The 17,165-nt window shown below is 59.0% G+C and carries 12 protein-coding genes; 2 read left to right on the top strand and 10 right to left on the bottom strand.

Features of this window, described 5'->3' with window-relative positions; genetic code table 11:
- Window positions 1-57: 57 nt before the first annotated feature.
- A complete protein-coding gene (locus tag C1N84_RS03720; RefSeq protein ID WP_394541840.1) occupies window positions 58-2,334 on the top strand; it encodes an FAD-dependent oxidoreductase in 2,277 nt (758 codons plus the stop codon).
- Here the strand turns inward: C1N84_RS03720 and argO are convergent.
- The 6 genes from argO to tkt all read right to left on the bottom strand — a co-directional run bounded on the left by argO (window position 2,313) and on the right by tkt (window position 9,938).
- Entirely contained in the window at window positions 2,313-2,936 is a 624-nt protein-coding gene (gene argO, locus C1N84_RS03715; RefSeq protein ID WP_021506651.1) for an arginine exporter ArgO, read from the bottom strand. The genes C1N84_RS03720 and argO overlap by 22 nt on opposite strands.
- A gap of 129 nt (window positions 2,937-3,065) precedes the next feature.
- The gene (mscS, locus tag C1N84_RS03710; RefSeq protein WP_021506650.1) at window positions 3,066-3,941 is read right to left on the bottom strand and encodes a small-conductance mechanosensitive channel MscS; all 876 of its coding nucleotides are present in this window, start codon (window positions 3,939-3,941) and stop codon (window positions 3,066-3,068) included.
- A gap of 188 nt (window positions 3,942-4,129) precedes the next feature.
- Window positions 4,130-5,209 (bottom strand): class II fructose-bisphosphate aldolase, encoded by a 1,080-nt coding sequence (fbaA, locus tag C1N84_RS03705; RefSeq protein WP_058757103.1) that lies wholly within the window; start codon window positions 5,207-5,209, stop codon window positions 4,130-4,132.
- Between the two features lie 104 nt (window positions 5,210-5,313).
- Entirely contained in the window at window positions 5,314-6,477 is a 1,164-nt protein-coding gene (gene pgk, locus C1N84_RS03700; RefSeq protein WP_264442024.1) for a phosphoglycerate kinase, read from the bottom strand.
- Between the two features lie 51 nt (window positions 6,478-6,528).
- Window positions 6,529-7,548, bottom strand: coding sequence for an erythrose-4-phosphate dehydrogenase (epd, locus tag C1N84_RS03695; RefSeq protein WP_021506647.1), 1,020 nt, complete (start codon window positions 7,546-7,548; stop codon window positions 6,529-6,531).
- Window positions 7,549-7,946: 398 nt separating this feature from the next.
- A complete protein-coding gene (tkt, locus tag C1N84_RS03690) occupies window positions 7,947-9,938 on the bottom strand; it encodes a transketolase (protein WP_058757105.1) in 1,992 nt (663 codons plus the stop codon).
- A gap of 273 nt (window positions 9,939-10,211) precedes the next feature.
- On the opposite strand from tkt, the gene C1N84_RS03685 reads away from it, so the two are divergent.
- On the top strand, window positions 10,212-10,967 hold the full coding sequence (locus tag C1N84_RS03685; protein ID WP_021506645.1) for a metalloprotease LoiP: 756 nt from the start codon (window positions 10,212-10,214) through the stop codon (window positions 10,965-10,967).
- 256 nt (window positions 10,968-11,223) lie between these two features.
- Here C1N84_RS03685 and speB read toward each other — a convergent pair whose 3' ends face one another.
- The 4 genes from speB to C1N84_RS03665 all read right to left on the bottom strand — a co-directional run bounded on the left by speB (window position 11,224) and on the right by C1N84_RS03665 (window position 17,132).
- Window positions 11,224-12,144 carry an agmatinase gene (speB, locus tag C1N84_RS03680; RefSeq protein ID WP_021506644.1) on the bottom strand — a complete coding sequence of 307 codons (921 nt, stop codon included), beginning with the start codon at window positions 12,142-12,144 and terminating at the stop codon, window positions 11,224-11,226.
- A gap of 133 nt (window positions 12,145-12,277) precedes the next feature.
- Window positions 12,278-13,501 carry an HlyD family type I secretion periplasmic adaptor subunit gene (locus C1N84_RS03675; protein WP_369974314.1) on the bottom strand — a complete coding sequence of 408 codons (1,224 nt, stop codon included), beginning with the start codon at window positions 13,499-13,501 and terminating at the stop codon, window positions 12,278-12,280.
- Window positions 13,501-15,684, bottom strand: coding sequence for a type I secretion system permease/ATPase (locus C1N84_RS03670; RefSeq protein ID WP_262264577.1), 2,184 nt, complete (start codon window positions 15,682-15,684; stop codon window positions 13,501-13,503). Before C1N84_RS03670 ends, C1N84_RS03675 begins: the two co-directional genes overlap by 1 nt.
- Window positions 15,681-17,132 carry a TolC family outer membrane protein gene (locus C1N84_RS03665; RefSeq protein ID WP_166710981.1) on the bottom strand — a complete coding sequence of 484 codons (1,452 nt, stop codon included), beginning with the start codon at window positions 17,130-17,132 and terminating at the stop codon, window positions 15,681-15,683. Before C1N84_RS03665 ends, C1N84_RS03670 begins: the two co-directional genes overlap by 4 nt.
- Window positions 17,133-17,165 lie beyond the last annotated feature (33 nt).

Here is a 17,165-nt window from a genome sequence, read left to right as displayed (position 1 = left end):
CACCTTGTGACGGTAAAAATTCAATCTTAGCAGCCTTCAGGCGGGAGTAACCTCATGATGCAAACTTTCTCTTCTCAGGCCGCGCGTGCCTTTCCGTTGCAGTCGTTAAACGCCGATGTGCTGGTCGCCGGCGGCGGTCTGGCTGGCGTGTGCGCCGCGCTGGCTGCGGCACGCGCGGGCCAGCAGGTGGTGCTGATTCAGGATCGCCCGGTGCTCGGCGGCAACGCCTCCAGCGAAGTGCGGCTGTGGGCCAACGGCGCGACGTCGCATATGGGTAATAACAACCGCTGGGCGCGTGAAGGCGGCATCATGGGCGAGATCATGGAGGAGAACCTGTGGCGCAACAAAGAGGGCAACCCGGTGCTGTTCGACATGGTGCTGCTGGACATCGTGCAGGCGCAGCCGCGCCTGACGCTGCTGCTCAATACCGTAGTCAGCGACATCGAAAAATCCGCACAGCGCCTGCAGGCGGTTCAGGCTTTCAACGCCATCAATCAGACCCGCTATCGCGTGACGGCCGACCAGTTTATTGATGCCAGCGGCGACGGCGTGCTCGGCTATCTGGCCGGGGCAGCGCACCGTGTGGGCGCAGAATCACCGCAGGAGTTTGGCGAAAAAATGGCGCCGGGCGAGCAGTTTGGTCACAAGCTCGGCCACTCAATTTATTTTTATACCAAACGCAGCGCGCAGCCGGTGCGCTTTGTACCGCCCTCCTTTGCGCTGAAAGAGATCACCGCCATTCCGCGCTATAAACGCCTGAGCTCCGATCTCAACGGCTGCGATCTGTGGTGGCTTGAGTGGGGCGGCCGGCTGGATACCGTGCATGAAAGCGAAACCATCAAGTGGGAGCTGTGGAAGATTGTCTGGGGCGTGTGGGATTACATCAAAAACTCCGGCGAGTTTGCCGATGCCGACACGCTGACCATTGAATGGGTTGGGCTGATTCCCGGCAAGCGCGAGAGCCGACGCTTTCTCGGCGATACTCTGCTGTGTCAGCAGGATATCATCGCGCAGCGCGACCACTACGATGCGGTGGCCTACGGCGGCTGGTCGATTGACCTGCATCCGGCCGACGGCGTGTACAGCGCTCACGACGGCTGCCGCCAGTTCCACAGCAAAGGCACTTACACCATTCCGTTTCGGGCGCTGTACAGCCAGTCGCTGGATAATCTGCTGCTGACCGGTCGGCTTATCTCTGCCACGCACGTTGCCTTTGGCAGCGCGCGCGTGATGTGCACCTGTGGCGTGCTGGGCGAAGTGGTGGGCCGCGCGGCGGCGCTGTGTCAGCAGCACAACCAGACACCGCGTCAGCTGGCGCAGCCGGAGCATATTGGTCAGCTGCAGCAACAGCTGCTGCGCCACGGCGCGTTCATTCCGCGTCAGCAGCTGGCGCATCCGGCCGGTGCCGCTCAGGTCAGCGCCAGCAGCACCTTCGCGCTGCACGCCCTGCCGGCGGATGGCGGCTGGCACGCTCTCACCTCACGCTGCGCCCTGCTGCTGCCTCTTAAAGCCGGAGAACGCCTGCCCGCGCTGACGGTGCGGCTGCGGGCGTCATCCGCGCAGACGCTGCAGGTTTCACTGCTGACCAGCGACAATCCGGCCAACACCTGCGGCGATCGGCTGCTGGCCACGCACAGCCTGCAGATTGACGCTGAAGAGGCGTATTCGCTGCCGTTTGACTACCGTGCGGAGTGCGATCGCTACCTGTTTATCGCCTTTGAAGAAAATCCGGCGGTTGAAGTGGCGCTCACCCGCCAGCGCCTGCCGGGCATTATGATGGTATTTAACAGTCTCAATCCGCGCGTCGCGAAACGCACCCGGCAGATAAACGACGGCGATTACGGCGTGGATGAGTTTGATTTCTGGCTACCGCGCCGCGCGCCCAATCAGATCCTGATCGCGTTTAGTCTGACAACACCGCTGCGGCTGTGGCACTGCGACTATTTGCTCAACGGTAAACTGCGGCCGGAAAGCCACACCAACGGCTGGCTGCCGGCGGCGGACGATCGCCAGCCGTGGGTGTGCTGGCAGTGGCCGGACGCGCAGCGCGCCAGCCAGATTACGTTGCTGTTCGATAACGATTTCGATCATGCGATGGAAACGGTGCAGATGGGCCATGCGCAGGCGGTGACGCCGCACTGTACCACCCACTATCGCCTGTGGCTGGATGACAGGCTGCTGGCCGAGGTCAGCGATAATCATCACTCGCTGTGCCATCATGCGCTGCCCCCGGATACCACGTTCCGCCAGATTCGGCTGGAGCTGCTGGCCAGCGCAGGCGCCCTGCCCGCGCTTTACGGCCTGCATGTGCATCACCAGCCGGCGATGCCCTGACGCGCCAGCTGCAGGGCGATAAACCACATTACGCCACCCACCAGCAGATTAATGATGCGCTGCGCGCGCACGGTGCGCAGGCGCGGCGACAGCCAGGCGGCCAGCAGCGCCAGACCGAAAAACCACAGCAGCGAGGCGCTGGCGGTGCCGAAAGCAAACCAGCGGCGCGCCTCCGCCGACGGCAGCTGACTGCCGAGGCTGCCGAGCACCACGAAAGTGTCGAGATAGACATGCGGATTGAGCCAGGTCACCGCCAGCATAGTAGCGACAATGCGCCAGCGCCCCTGCTTCAGCGCCGCCTCTGACGCCAGCGTGACATCGCCCTGCCAGGCACTGCGCAGCGCGCCCCAGCCGTACCACAGCAGAAACGCCACGCCAGCCCAGGTGATCAGCATCAGCAAAACCGGCGACTGCTGCAACAGCGCGCTGCCGCCAAATATTCCGCCACAGATCAGCGCAATGTCGCTCAGTGTGCACAACGACGCGGTCATCAAATGGTAGTGGCGCTTAATGCCCTGGTTCAGGACGAAGGCATTTTGCGGGCCCAACGGCAGGATCAGCGCAGCACCAAGGGCAAGCCCTTGTAAGTAAACAGATAACACAGAAGAGTTCCTGAAAAAGGGGTGTTGCTGTGCAGTATAGTGAGGCGCGGATATTAGCGGAAATGGAAAGAATTAATCGGTCATTAGCGTAACTGATAAAACAAGGGCACCCGCCGGTGCCCTGATAACTTACTCGCTGCGCGCAGGCTGCTGCGCCTCGCTCTGCACCTGATGCAGGTGCACGTCCATCTGCGGATAAGGAATACCGATACCGTGCGCATCCAGCGTGCGCTTGAAGTTCTTCATCAGATCCCAGTAGACGTTCTGCAGATCACCGCTTTTGCTCCAGCAGCGCACCACAAAGTTCAGCGACGAAGCCGCCAGTTCGTTCAGGCCAATCTGAATACCCAGATCTTTCAGCACGCGCTCGTCCGCTTCCACCACTTCACGCAGCAGATCGATCACCTGATCGACATCCGCATCGTAGGCGACGCCAATAATGAACTCGTTGCGGCGGATAGGTTCGCGCGAAAAGTTGACGATGTTGCCGGCGATGATTTTGCCGTTTGGCACCACCACGATTTTGCCGTCAGCGGTTTTCAGCGTGGTCGAGAAGATCTGTACATTCTGTACTGTCCCCATCACGCCACCGAGATCGACGAACTCACCGGTGCGGAATGGACGGAAGGTCACCAGCAGTACGCCTGCCGCCAGGTTGGAGAGCGACCCCTGCAGTGCCAGACCGACGGCCAGACCGGCAGCACCGAGCACGGCGATCACCGAGGCAGTCTGCACGCCGACGCGGCCCAGCGCGGCAATAATCGTGAAGGCAATGATACCGTAGCGCACCAGCGCCGAGAGGAAATCAGCCACGGTGGCATCAATATGACGCGCGACCAGCAGGCGATTGACGCCGTTCGATACCACACGCGCGATAATCATCCCGACAATAATGATGGCGATAGCCGCCACGATGTTCACCGCATAGCTGAGGATCAGCGCCTGGTTGCGCACCAGCCAGCCACCTGCATTGTTAATGCCGTCAACGACGTTAAGATCTTCCATTTGTTAGCCCTGTTGTTGAGTTTCCCGCAGGAAAGTACAAAAACTGCCAGATTCAATCCGACACTCCCGAGTACAAGGGTAAACAATAATGGGGCGAAGCGCCAAAAATGTGCTGTATAAACCGGGATTTCCAGACGGGACGCATAAAAAAAGGCCCTTTCGGGCCTTTTTTGTACGGTAAGCAAAAATTACAGTACGTCGACAGCGTTCAGCTCTTTGAAAGCCTGCTCTAAGCGCACAACCATGGAAGATTGTGCCGCACGCAGCCAGACGCGTGGGTCGTAGTATTTTTTGTTCGGGCTGTCAGCACCGTTCGGGTTGCCAAGCTGACCCTGCAGATACGCTTCGTTGGTTTTGTAGTACTGCAGGATGCCGTCCCAGGTTGCCCACTGGGTATCGGTATCGATGTTCATCTTGATCACGCCGTAGCTGATAGACTCTTCGATTTCTGCAGCAGAAGAACCGGAACCGCCGTGGAACACGAAGTCCAGCGCGTTGTGCGGCAGGCCGTGTTTCTCTGAAACGTATTTCTGCGAATCACGCAGAATGGTTGGGGTCAGTTTCACGTTGCCTGGCTTGTACACGCCGTGCACGTTACCGAAGGACGCAGCGATGGTGAAACGCGGGCTGATTTTGCTCAGCTCGGTGTAAGCGTAATCTACGTCTTCTGGCTGAGTGTACAGTGCAGAAGCGTCCATGTGGCTGTTGTCCACGCCATCTTCTTCACCACCGGTGCAGCCCAGTTCGATTTCCAGCGTCATATCCAGTTTCGCCATGCGCGCCAGATATTTAGAAGAAATCTCGATGTTCTCTTCCAGTGACTCTTCAGACAGGTCGATCATGTGTGAAGAGAACAGAGGTTTACCGGTTTTCTTGAAGTGCTCTTCGCCAGCATCCAGCAGGCCGTCGATCCACGGCAGCAGTTTCTTCGCACAGTGGTCGGTGTGCAGGATTACTGGCACGCCGTACTGTTCAGCCATCAGATGCACATGGTGAGCACCAGCGATTGCGCCGAAAATCGCAGCGCCCTGTGGTTTGTCGGTTTTGAAACCTTTACCGGCGATGAAGGCAGCACCACCGTTGGAGAACTGAACGATGACCGGCGCTTTAACTTTAGCCGCAGCTTCCAGTACCGCGTTGATGGAATCCGTGCCGACGCAGTTAACGGCTGGCAGAGCGAATTTGTTTTCTTTCGCTACTTTGAAGATTTTCTGAACGTCATCACCAGTGACAACGCCGGGTTTTACGAAATCAAAAATTTTAGACATGGTTGTGTCCTGTTTCGTTTATCGTCCACTCCCCAATGGGAATGCGATCTGTTCGCCCACAGCGGGCAAGCCTTCAGACAGCGCCGAAGCGCTGCCCCCAAAAATTACTGCTTCGCGCGCTCTTCCAGCATGGCTACTGCCGGCAGTTTTTTGCCTTCCACGAACTCGAGGAACGCACCGCCACCGGTAGAGATGTAGGAGATTTTGTCCTCGATACCGAACAGGTCGATAGCCGCCAGGGTATCACCGCCGCCGGCAACAGAGAACGCGTCGCTGTCTGCGATAGCGTTGGCAACGATTTCGGTGCCCTTACGGAAGTTCGGGAACTCAAACACGCCAACCGGACCGTTCCACAGAATGGTTTTTGCGTCTTTCAGCAGTTTCGCCATGTTCTGTGCGGTTTCGTCACCGAAGTCCATAATTTCTTCGTTATCCGCTACTTCGGAAACCTTTTTCACGGTTGCCGTGGCAGTTTCGGAGAATTCCGTGCCGACGCGTGAATCGGTCGGTACCGGAATGCCGTACTGGTCGCGCAGGCCTTTAGCGGCCTCAACGAAGTCTGGCTCGTACAGCGATTTGCCGACGTTGTTGTCGATCGCCACGAAGGTGTTGGCGATACCGCCACCGACAATCACGGTGTCAGCGATTTTCACCAGCGACTGCAGCACGTCGAATTTGGTCGACACTTTAGAACCACCCACCACGGCGACCAGCGGACGCTGTGGATTGCTCATCACTTTGCCCAGCGCTTCCAGTTCGGCAGACAGCAGCGGACCGGCGCAGGCGATAGGAGCGAATTTGCCCACGCCGTGAGTGGATGCCTGCGCGCGGTGCGCGGTGCCGAATGCATCCATGACGAACACGTCACACAGCGCGGCATATTTCTTCGACAGGGTTTCGTCGTCTTTTTTCTCGCCTTTGTTGAAGCGAACGTTTTCCAGCACCACCAGTTCACCCGCGCCCACTTCAACGCCGTCGAGGTAGTCTTTCGCCAGGGTCACGTTAGTGCCGTTCAGTTTTTCTTTCAGGTAGTTAACAACCGGCAGGAGGGAGAACTCTTCGTTGTATTCACCTTCGGTCGGGCGACCCAGGTGAGAGGTAACCATCACTTTCGCGCCCTGTTTCAACGCCGCTTCGATGGTAGGCAGAGAAGCACGAATACGTGCATCTGACGTCACTTTCCCTTCTTTCACTGGTACGTTGAGATCGGCACGGATCAGAACGCGTTTACCAGCAAGATCCAGATCGGTCATCTTAATTACAGACATGGTGAACCCTCTCGTTGATTCTCATAAGTTTTGCCAGACGCAGTCCGCGTCTTACCTGAAACCGCTTGCGGCCATTGCTAACGTGGTGTCGATCATGCGGTTAGCAAAGCCCCATTCGTTGTCACACCAGACCAGGGTTTTGATCAGGTGGTGACCGCTGACCCGCGTTTGCGTGCCGTCCACTATGGCACTGTGCGGATCGTGGTTAAAATCTACTGAGACTAACGGTAATTCCGTATAGTCAACTATACCACGAAATGCCCCCTCTGACGCGTTTTGCAGCAACGCGTTGACCTCACACGCCTTCACCGCCTGGCGCACCGAAACGCTCAGATCAATGGCGGTCACGTTGATCGTCGGCACGCGCACCGCGATAGCCTCGAAGCGATCGTTAAATTTCGGAAAAATACGGGTAATGCCAGCGGCAAGACGCGTATCGACCGGAATGATCGACTGACTGGCGGCACGGGTACGGCGCAGGTCGCTGTGATACGCGTCAATCACCTGCTGATCGTGCATCGCCGAGTGGATGGTGGTCACGGTGCCCGACTCAATGCCAAAGGCGTCATCCAGCAGCTTGATCACCGGAATAATGCAGTTGGTGGTGCAGGATGCGTTGGAGACAATGCGGTCAGTTTGTTTAAGAGCCTGTTCGTTAACGCCGAACACTACGGTGGCATCCAAATCGTTGCCGCCGGGATGCGAGAACAACACTTTCTTCGCGCCAGCCTGCAGATGCGCTTCACCATCGTCGCGGCTGCCGTACACGCCGGTGCAGTCCAGCACGATATCAACATTCAGCTCGCGCCACGGCAGCGCGGCAATCTCCGCCTGATGCAGGATACGGATGGTATCTTCGCCAACCCACAGCTGATCGCGCTCCTGGCGTACGTCAAAGGCAAAGCGGCCGTGGCTGGTGTCGTACTTCAGCAGATGCGCCATGCCAGCTGCTTCCGCCAGTTCGTTAATCGCCACTACGGTGATTTCCGCCCGGCGACCGGTTTCATACAGCGCACGCAACACGTTGCGCCCGATACGACCAAAACCATTTATTGCGATACGAATGGTCATCTCACTTCCTGCAGCCACACCTGAAAAAACGTGCCAAATACCTTGAGCGTTTCGCTGCGTTTTGTACAGGGAATTCTTGCCCGGTTACGGTTGCTGACGGAGAGCACACGGCTGCAACTGAAACGGTTCAGCGAGAATAAAGCATGGAAGGAATAACAGGAATGATTGCGATCAACTGTGCTGCTGATTATTGGATCTGCGTCACAAATTCAGGCAATGGCGATTATTACTGCAGGAATAATTGAACCGTTTCAGGTTCAGGCGATAACAGGGCCGGCGATCTGCACATCGGTGTCGCGGCGCAATTTATTGCGCGTGGTTAAGCATAAAGATAGCAGCAGAAATGCGCAATGAATCGCGCCGCTACAACGCGCAGCGGCGCGACGGGTTACGCGAAATTAAAGAATCGATTTCGCGGTTTTCACCACGTTGGCCACGGTGAAGCCGAACTCTTCGAACAGCTTCTCAGCTGGCGCTGACTCACCGAAGGTGGTCATGCCAACGATGGCACCGTGCAGGCCGGTGTATTTGAACCAGTAATCCGCAATACCGGCTTCGATAGCAACGCGTGCGCCAACTGCTTTCGGCAGCACAGACTCACGATAAGCCGCATCCTGCTTATCAAACGCATCGGTAGACGGCATGGACACCACGCGCACCTTACGACCTTCCGCGCTCAGCTGCTCGTAAGCGCCGACTGCCAGCTCAACTTCAGAACCGGTCGCAATCAGAATCAGCTCCGGCGTGCCGTCGCAATCTTTCAGCACGTAACCACCGCGCGCCACGTTAGCCAGCTGCTCAGCACTACGATCCTGCTGCGCCAGGTTCTGACGTGAGAAGATCAGGGCTGATGGGCCGTCAACGCGCTCGATAGCGTATTTCCATGCCACCGCAGATTCCACCTGGTCACACGGACGCCACAGGCTCATGTTCGGGGTGGTGCGCAGGCTGGCCATCTGCTCAACCGGCTGGTGCGTCGGGCCATCTTCACCCAGACCGATAGAGTCGTGGGTATAAACCATCACCTGACGGATTTTCATCAGCGCCGCCATACGTGCCGCGTTACGCGCGTACTCGACGAACATCAGGAAGGTTGCGGTGTACGGCAGGAAGCCACCGTGCAGCGCAATACCGTTGGCGATGGCAGTCATACCAAACTCACGCACGCCGTAATGAATGTAGTTGCCTGCGGCATCTTCATTGATCGGCTTCGAGCCAGACCACATGGTCAGGTTGCTTGGTGCCAGGTCAGCCGAGCCGCCCAGATATTCCGGCAGCAGCTTACCGAAAGCTTCGATGGCATTCTGCGACGCTTTACGGCTGGCGATTTTTGCCGGATTAGCCTGCAGTTGCTCGATGAACTTCTGCGATTCCGCCTGCCAGTTAGCAGGCAGCTCGTTGTTCACGCGGCGTTTGAACTCTGTGGCCAGTTCCGGATGCGCAGCGGCGTAAGCAGCAAACTTCTCATCCCAGGCTTTCTCTTTCGCCTGGCCGGCTTCTTTGGCATCCCACTGTGCGTAGATTTCAGAAGGAATTTCAAATGGCGCGTAGTTCCAGCCCAGCTGTTTGCGGGTCAGCGCGATTTCGTCGTCACCCAGCGGGGCACCGTGCGAATCGTGCGTACCGGCTTTGTTCGGGGAACCGAAACCGATGATGGTTTTGCACATCAGCAGCGATGGCTTGTCGGTGACCGCTTTGGCTTCTTCAACTGCTTTCTTAATCGCATCGGCGTCGTGACCGTCCACGCCACGCACCACGTGCCAGCCGTAGGCTTCGAAGCGTTTGGCGGTGTCGTCGGTGAACCAGCCATCCACGTGACCGTCGATAGAGATGCCGTTGTCGTCATAGAACGCCACCAGCTTGCCGAGCTTCAGGGTACCGGCGATGGAGCACACTTCGTGCGAGATGCCTTCCATCATGCAGCCGTCGCCCATGAACACGTAAGTGTGATGGTCTACGATGTCATGACCCGGACGGTTGAACTGCGCCGCCAGCGTGCGCTCAGCAATGGCGAAGCCCACGGCGTTCGCGATGCCCTGACCCAGTGGGCCGGTAGTGGTTTCTACGCCTGCGGTGTAGCCGTATTCCGGGTGGCCTGGGGTTTTAGAGTGCAGCTGACGGAAATTCTGCAGCTCGCTCATCGGCAGGTCATAGCCGGTGAGGTGCAGCAGGCTGTAAATCAGCATCGAGCCGTGGCCGTTGGACAGCACGAAACGGTCGCGATCTGCCCACAGCGGGTTAGTTGGATTGTGGTTCAGGAAATCACGCCACAGCACTTCAGCGATATCGGCCATGCCCATTGGGGCACCCGGATGTCCCGATTTCGCTTTCTGTACTGCATCCATACTTAACGCGCGAATGGCGTTGGCAAGCTCTTTACGAGAGGGCATCTTCTACTCCAGGTCGGATTAATGCTCCGCCACGCTTAACTGATTGTAATTAATGAGTTATAAGGCGAAGCGAGAAAAAAGTCGCACATCAATGTACATGAAAATCGGGGCAAAAGTACATGTATCAGGATGCTAAATCTGCGGTTCAGGGTTGCATTTCGGGGCCTGTCTGCTAGCCAATCCGCCCCTGGCACGCTATAACCAATGCGTTTAAACACCTGCGTGGTTTTTCAGGTGTTTGTTTTCTCTACTTGTTACTCAAAGGATGCTGATATGAAAATTCGCGCCATGGTTGTCGCGCTGGGAATGGTTTCGCTGCTGAGCGGCTGCGAAGGAATGGATAATAACGCACTGTTGCAGTCCGGCGCGCAGGCGTTTCAGGCTTACTCACTGAATGACGCCCAGGTTAAAGAGCTGAGCGATCAGTCATGTGCCCAGATGGATAAAGAGAACCAGCTGGCGCCGGCCAACAGCAGCTATCAGCAGCGGCTGAACAAAATCGCCGCCGCGCTGGGCGATAACATCAACGGCGTACCGGCCAACTACAAGGTGTATCTGACCAAAGACGTCAACGCCTGGGCGATGGCCAATGGCTGCATCCGCGTTTATAGCGGTCTGATGGATATGATGAGCGACAACGAAGTGGAAGGCGTGCTCGGCCATGAAATGGGCCACGTCGCGCTCGGCCATACGCGCAAAGCGATGCAGGTGGCTTTCGCGACCACGGCGGCACGCAACGCTGCGGCGTCGGTGGGCGGCGTGATTGGTTCGCTATCGCAGTCACAACTGGGCGAGATGGGCGAGAAACTGGTTAACGCGCAGTTCTCACAGACCCAGGAGTCGCAGGCGGATGACTATTCGTACGATCTGCTGAAGAAGCGCGGCATTAATCCGCTTGGTCTGGCGACCAGCTTCGAGAAGCTGGCGAAGCTGGATCAGGGCCGCCAGAGCTCAATGTTTGACTCGCATCCGGATTCTGAGTCGCGCGCGCAGCATATTCGCGACCGCATCGCGGCGGATGGGAAGTAGTAGCGGCTTTCCCCTCACCCCAGCCCTCTCCCGCTCGCGGGAGAGGGAGCAGTCCGTGCTGTTCTCACCGCCCGCTCAATCGGTTCCCTCTCCTGGGGGAGAGGGCGCAGTTCGTGCTGTTCTCACCGCCCGCTCGATCGGTTCCCTCTCCCGCATGCGGGAGAGGGCGCAGTCCGTGCTGTTCTCACCGCCCGCTCGATCGGTTCCCTCTCCTGGGGGAGAGGGTCAGGGTGAGGGCAGCCGTCCGCACTGCCGCTTAACCTTTATTCGCCGCCTGCACGTGCAGCATATCCAGCGCCAGCGTCGCAGCAGCCAGTGAGGTCAGGTCGGCGTGATCGTAGCCCGGTGCCACTTCCACCAGATCCATCCCCACAATGTTCATACCCTGCAGGCCGCGAATCAGCTTGGTGGCTTTATCGCTGGTCAGGCCGCCAATCACTGGCGTACCGGTGCCTGGCGCATGGGCCGGATCGAGGCAGTCGATATCAAACGTCAGGTACACCGGCAGATCGCCCACGGTGCGCTTCACTTCGGCCAGAATGTCATCCACGCTGCGGTCATTAACCTGCGCGGCGTCCAGCACGTTGAAGCCCAGGCTCTTATCGAACTCGGTACGGATACCAATCTGCACCGAATGCTGCGGATCGATCAGCCCTTCCTGCGGCGCAGTGTAGAACATGGTGCCGTGGTCAAAAGTCGGGCCGTTGGAGTAGGTATCGGTATGCGCATCGAAGTGCACCAGCGCCATCTTGCCGAAGTGTTTGGCGTGCGCGCGCAGCAGCGGCAGTGTGACATAGTGATCACCGCCAAAAGTCAGCATGCGCTTGCCGTTCGCCAGCAGCTTTTCCGCATGCGCCTGCAGCTTGTCGGACAGATCCTGTGAATCGCCGAAGGCGTACACCAGATCGCCGCAGTCCACCACGTTGAGGCGCTGACGCAGATCGAAATCCCACGGCCAGCGGCAGCCTTCCCACGCCAGGTTAGTGGAGATCTGACGGATCGCGCCCGGCCCTAAACGGCTGCCCGGCCGGCCTGACGTCGCGGCATCAAACGGCACACCGGTAATCACCCACTCGGCGTCGCTGTCGTAAGGCTGGAAGTTCAGCGGAAAACGCATGAAACCGAAGGCGTTAGAAACCAGGGAGTTGTCGTACTGATTGCCCAGCGTGTTGTACATAACGAGTCCTCTTAAATCCTTAAATCGGTTAGCCAGTTAAGGTATAGATGAAAAAAATCCCCTCCGCGTCGTTAGGCCCGACGAGGAAGGGATTGATGGGCGTGATTATCGCCGAGATTGCCGCGCATCGCAATTAGCGCTCGCGCATCGCCTCTTTGGCCTTGTTAAACGGTTTGACCAGATAATCCATGATGCTCTTCTCGCCGGTTTTGATATCCACGGTGGACACCATGCCCGGACTGATGGCAAAACGCCGGCCAGCCTTGTTCTGCACATAGTCGTTATCAGTACGAATAAATACGCGATAGTAGTAAATCTCCGGTTTGACTTCGTCCTGGATGGTATCCGGCGAAATGCTTTCCACCACGCCGTTCAGGCCGCCGTAGATGGCGTAATCGTAAGCGGAGATTTTTACCACCGCGCGCTGGCCCGGATGGATAAAAGCAATATCGCGCGGCGACAGGCGCGCTTCAATCAGCAGTCGATCGTTCATCGGTACGATGTTCATCAACTCACCGTTGGGCGGAATCACCCCGCCCACCGTCGAGACTTTGATGTTTTTCACGATGCCGCGCATCGGCGCGCGGATGGTCAGACGCGTTACGGTATCTTCGCGTCCTTTAATCACCTGCGCCAGGCTGTCGGCTTCGGCGCTGGCCTTCGCCAGCTCTTCGCGCGCCTGCACATAATACTGCGAGCGCATATCGGTAAGTTTCAGCTCAAGGTCGGACTTATCGCGCTGTAAGCGCAGCACTTCCACGCTGCTGGCGGCACCGGTTTTCGCCAGCCGCTGGGTGATCGCCAGTTCGCGATTAGCCAGCGCCAGCGACTCCTTAAACTGCCGGGTTGCATCATTGAGCTGGGCGCGTTTAGTGTTATACAGCCGGGTTTCCGCCGCGATAAGATCCGGGTAGCCCTTCAGCTCGGCGGGAAACGTGAGCGGATCATCGTTCACTTCCGCACGCAGGCGCGAGGCCGCTGCCAGCGCGGCCCGGTAGCGCGCCGCGCTCTCGCCGACGCTGGACTGCGAGCGTGTGGCATCCAGTTTCGCCACGATCTGCCCGGCCTGCACGCGATCGCCCTCATGCACATACAGTTCCGTGAGAATGCCGCCCTCCAGCGACTGCAGCACCTGCTCGCGCGAACTGGGGATCACCTTCCCGGTGCCGGTTGAGACCTCATCCAGCATGCCAAACCACGCCCACACCAGCGCCACCACGATCAGCGCGGTGCTGATGACGATCAGCCGCACTGCGCCGGTGTAGTGGCTTTCCGATTTCAGTTCACCGAGCAGATCGTCGGACGAATCCACTTCCGCGGCGGTCACCAGCCGCAGTTTTGCCGGCAATTGTTTCATCATGGCTGTCCCTCCCCCGCCGCTCCGCTGGCGCGCGGTGCCGGCAGCGCGTTCTCTTTCGGGCTGTCCATTACCAGTTGCCCCTCTTTCAGCACCAGTATGCGATCCACCAGCGACAGAATCGCCGCGCGGTGCGTCGCCACGATCAACGTGCGGCCATTCAGCCAGGCGCCCAGTCTCTCAATAAAATCCTTCTCGGTATGATCGTCGAGCGAAGCGGTCGGCTCATCCAGCAACACGATATTAGGATCGCGCAGCAGCATGCGCGCCAGCAGCAGCGACTGGCGCTGGCCGCCGGACAGCCCGACGCCCCCCTCCATTACCGGATGATCAAGCCCGAGCGGCAGACGGCGAATAAAATCGGCCCCGCCACTGACCGTCAGCGCGGCAAAAATCGCCTCGTCGGTGGCGTGCGCCGCGCCCATGGTGAGGTTTTCCCGCAGCGTACCGTGGAACAGCCGCGCGTTCTGCGTCAGCAGCCCGACGTTGCGCCGCACGTCCGCGACATCAATATGCGGCAGGCTGAGGTTGTCCAGCCGCAGCTCGCCGCCCACCAGATCCATGCCGCCGGCCATCGCCTGCAGCAGCGTGGATTTGCCAGAGCCGTTGCGCCCCAGCACGGCGATGCGCTCACCCGGCTTGATGGTCAGCGTCTTGATGCGCAGCGCCACCGTCAGCGAATCGCTGTAGTAGCGGAACATGGCATCGGTGAACTGATAGTGGCCAAACAGCACCGGACAGTGAATGCGCGTTTCGTCTTTACTGTTCTCCACCGGCAGATTCATCAGCGCATCGAGGCTGCTCTTCGCCGCTTTTACCTGCTGCCAGCGCGCCAGCACGCCACACAGCGTCGCCATTGGCGCAATCATGCGCGAAGACAGCAGCGACGCGGCGACAATCGCCCCGGTGGTGATATCGCCGTTGATCACCATCGGCGCACCGACCACGATCACGCTGGCGTACACCAGCCCCTGAATGGTGACGCCCCAGCTGATCAGCGCATGCATCACTTTGCGCATCTCGACGCCCGACTGCGCGGTGATGCGGATATAGCTGTTCCACTGCTGCAGAAAGCGATCCTCCGCCTGCATCAGCTTGATATCTTCCAGCCCCTGTACGCTCTCCACCAGTACCGCGTTGCGCAGCGTCGACTCTTTCAGGTTTTGCTGCGCCAGCTTCGCCAGTTTTTTCTGGCTCAGCACGCCGGGCAGGATCATCAGCAGCACCGCCACCGGCGCGATCCACGCCAGCTGCGGTGCGATGATCGCCATCACCAGCATAAACAGCAGGAAGAACGGCATATCGACGATCGCCGTCACCGTGGTCGACGTCACCATTTCGCGCACCGCTTCCAGCTCGCGCAGCTGCGAGATAAAGGTGCCGGTCGATCGCGGCACCGCGCTGTTACGCAGCCGCAGCGCGTGGCCGAACACGCGATCGGAGACGCGCATATCGGCGCGCTTGCCGAGCAGATCGGTGACGTGATCGCGACCGACGCGCAGAATATAGGTGAACACCACCGAGAGAATCACCCCGATATACAGCACGTACAGCGTGGGGTACGACTGCGCCGGGATCACCCGATCGTACACCTGCATCGAGAAGATGATGCCGACCAGCGCCAGCAGGTTGATCAGGAACGATCCCAGCATCACGTAGCCGTAAGGACGCATGTCATGCAGCACCAGACGGCGCAGCCAGTCGGGCCTGACCGTGGCGAGATAGCGATCGACACGGCTATCTTTGGCGGCGGTCACCGGACGCAGCGCCGCGGCGTAGCGGATCTGCGGCAGCAGCGTGTTCAGCGCGATCGGCGCCGGTTGTTCATCGCCGGCCAGGTGCACGCGCACCGTGTCATCGCCATCAAAGCTGGTGATGACGCCGACCTGGCCGTCGCTCAGTTCCACCGCCAGCGGCAAGCGCCAGCTGCTGATCTCCCACTGATGCTCTTCATACAGCTGCAGCGACAGCCCGGCCTGACGCGCCAGATGGCGCAGCGCTTTATCACGTGACTGTTTGCCCTGCCATTCGCTGGCAGCCATGATCATGCCCGGCGAGCACGGCAGACGATAATGGGTAGCGATGAGAATAATGGCGGTGGCCCAGCCGTGCAGCGGCACCTCGCCACCGGCGGCGCTGGCGGGATTGCCATTGGGTGCGTCCGGAATCTGTAATTGCGTCATGGCTGGATCTCCACGGACTGGATGCGCTGGTTATTTAGCGCAAACGCTGACCGCATCTGCCCGGTGCTGTATAAGCAGTCGAGCTGCAGTGAACGTAACTGACTGATGGTTTGCTGCATGGCGAAGCGCGTCTGAAACACTTCCTGTTCGGCGTTGAGCACGTCCAGCAGCGGACGGGTGCCGAGCTGCAGATACTGGTCCTGATAAAGCTGCTGCGTCTTTTCGCCCAGCGTCTGCTGACGCGACATGATCGCCAGACTCTGCGACAGGCTCAGCGCTTCGGTTTGCGATTCGCTGAGCTGCTGCTGCGCTTTGAGACGCGCCGAGTTCACCGCCGCATTGGCCGCCTGCAGCGCGCTGGCCGCCGCATCGCGCGCCGCGGTAATGCCGCCGCCCTGATACAGCGGCATCTCAACTTTGACGAACGCGGAATACTGAGTGCGGTCGAGCGTTTCGCTGCCGGAGTAGTGATTGTTGAGGTAATGCGTGACCTGCGGTTCCAGCGAAATGGTGGGTAAATTCTGCGCGTTGGCATTATCCAGTTTGGCCTGCGCCTGCCGCGCCTGCGCCCACGCCGCCAGCACCGCCGGATTGGTTTTATCGTCAGCTTTGCCCACCGCGCAGGCGCGCGTCAGGCTGGGCGGAAACGCATCGCTGACCTTCTTCACCAGTGGCCAGCCGAGATAGCTGGCCAGCGTGGCACGCCAGCGGTTGAGGCTGGCCTGATACTGGGTCAGCGTGGTGCGCGCCCCTTCGATACGCGCATCGGTCTGGGTGGCGTCCGAAAGCGATGCCGCCCCCTCTTCATTGCGCTGACGCGCCAGATCGCCAATCTTACTCAGCGCAGTCAGCTGATCCTGGGCGATCTTCACCAGCTGCTGATAGCCCTGCACCTGTACCAGCGCGGCGGCGGTGTCGTGCGCGACGGTATCAATACTCACCAGCACGCTGGCCTGCTCCTGCGCCACGCCGGCTTCGGCGGAGCGCACCGAACTGCTGACTTTGCCAAAGTCATACAGCATCTGCGAAACCGACAGCACAAATGACGGGCTGAAGCCTTTCTCGCTGTAGGCGTTGCTGTAGCCGTTGTTCATGCCGGCGCTGATTTGCGGATAGTATTTGGCCTGCGCCACATCGACCTGGCTGGCCTGCTCCAGCATTTTGCCAATCGCCTGTGCGATGTCCGGATGCCACTGGATGGCGCGCTGTACGGCCTGGTTAAGGGTTAAGGTATCCGGCACGTTAGCCAGCGCGGGTTCGGCCACCTGACCGGTTAAGGAGGGAAGATCCTGCTGCTGCGCCAGACCGGCTGAGGTTATGCGCCCCGCCTGCGTCACGGCATCACTGGCAGCCATAAGATGAGAACTGTGAAAAAACACAATGCCAGCACACAGGGCGCTGAGCTTACAGGTACGGCGAGTTGTTGCGCCTGATTGCATCAGATCCATCGATTGTTCACCAGTAAAAGAGAGAAAGGGGCA

The sequence above is a fragment of the Pantoea sp. SGAir0418 genome, from assembly GCF_043529865.1.
Note: the sequence above shows the minus strand (reverse complement) of the source record. Positions and strands in the feature narration are given on the sequence as shown.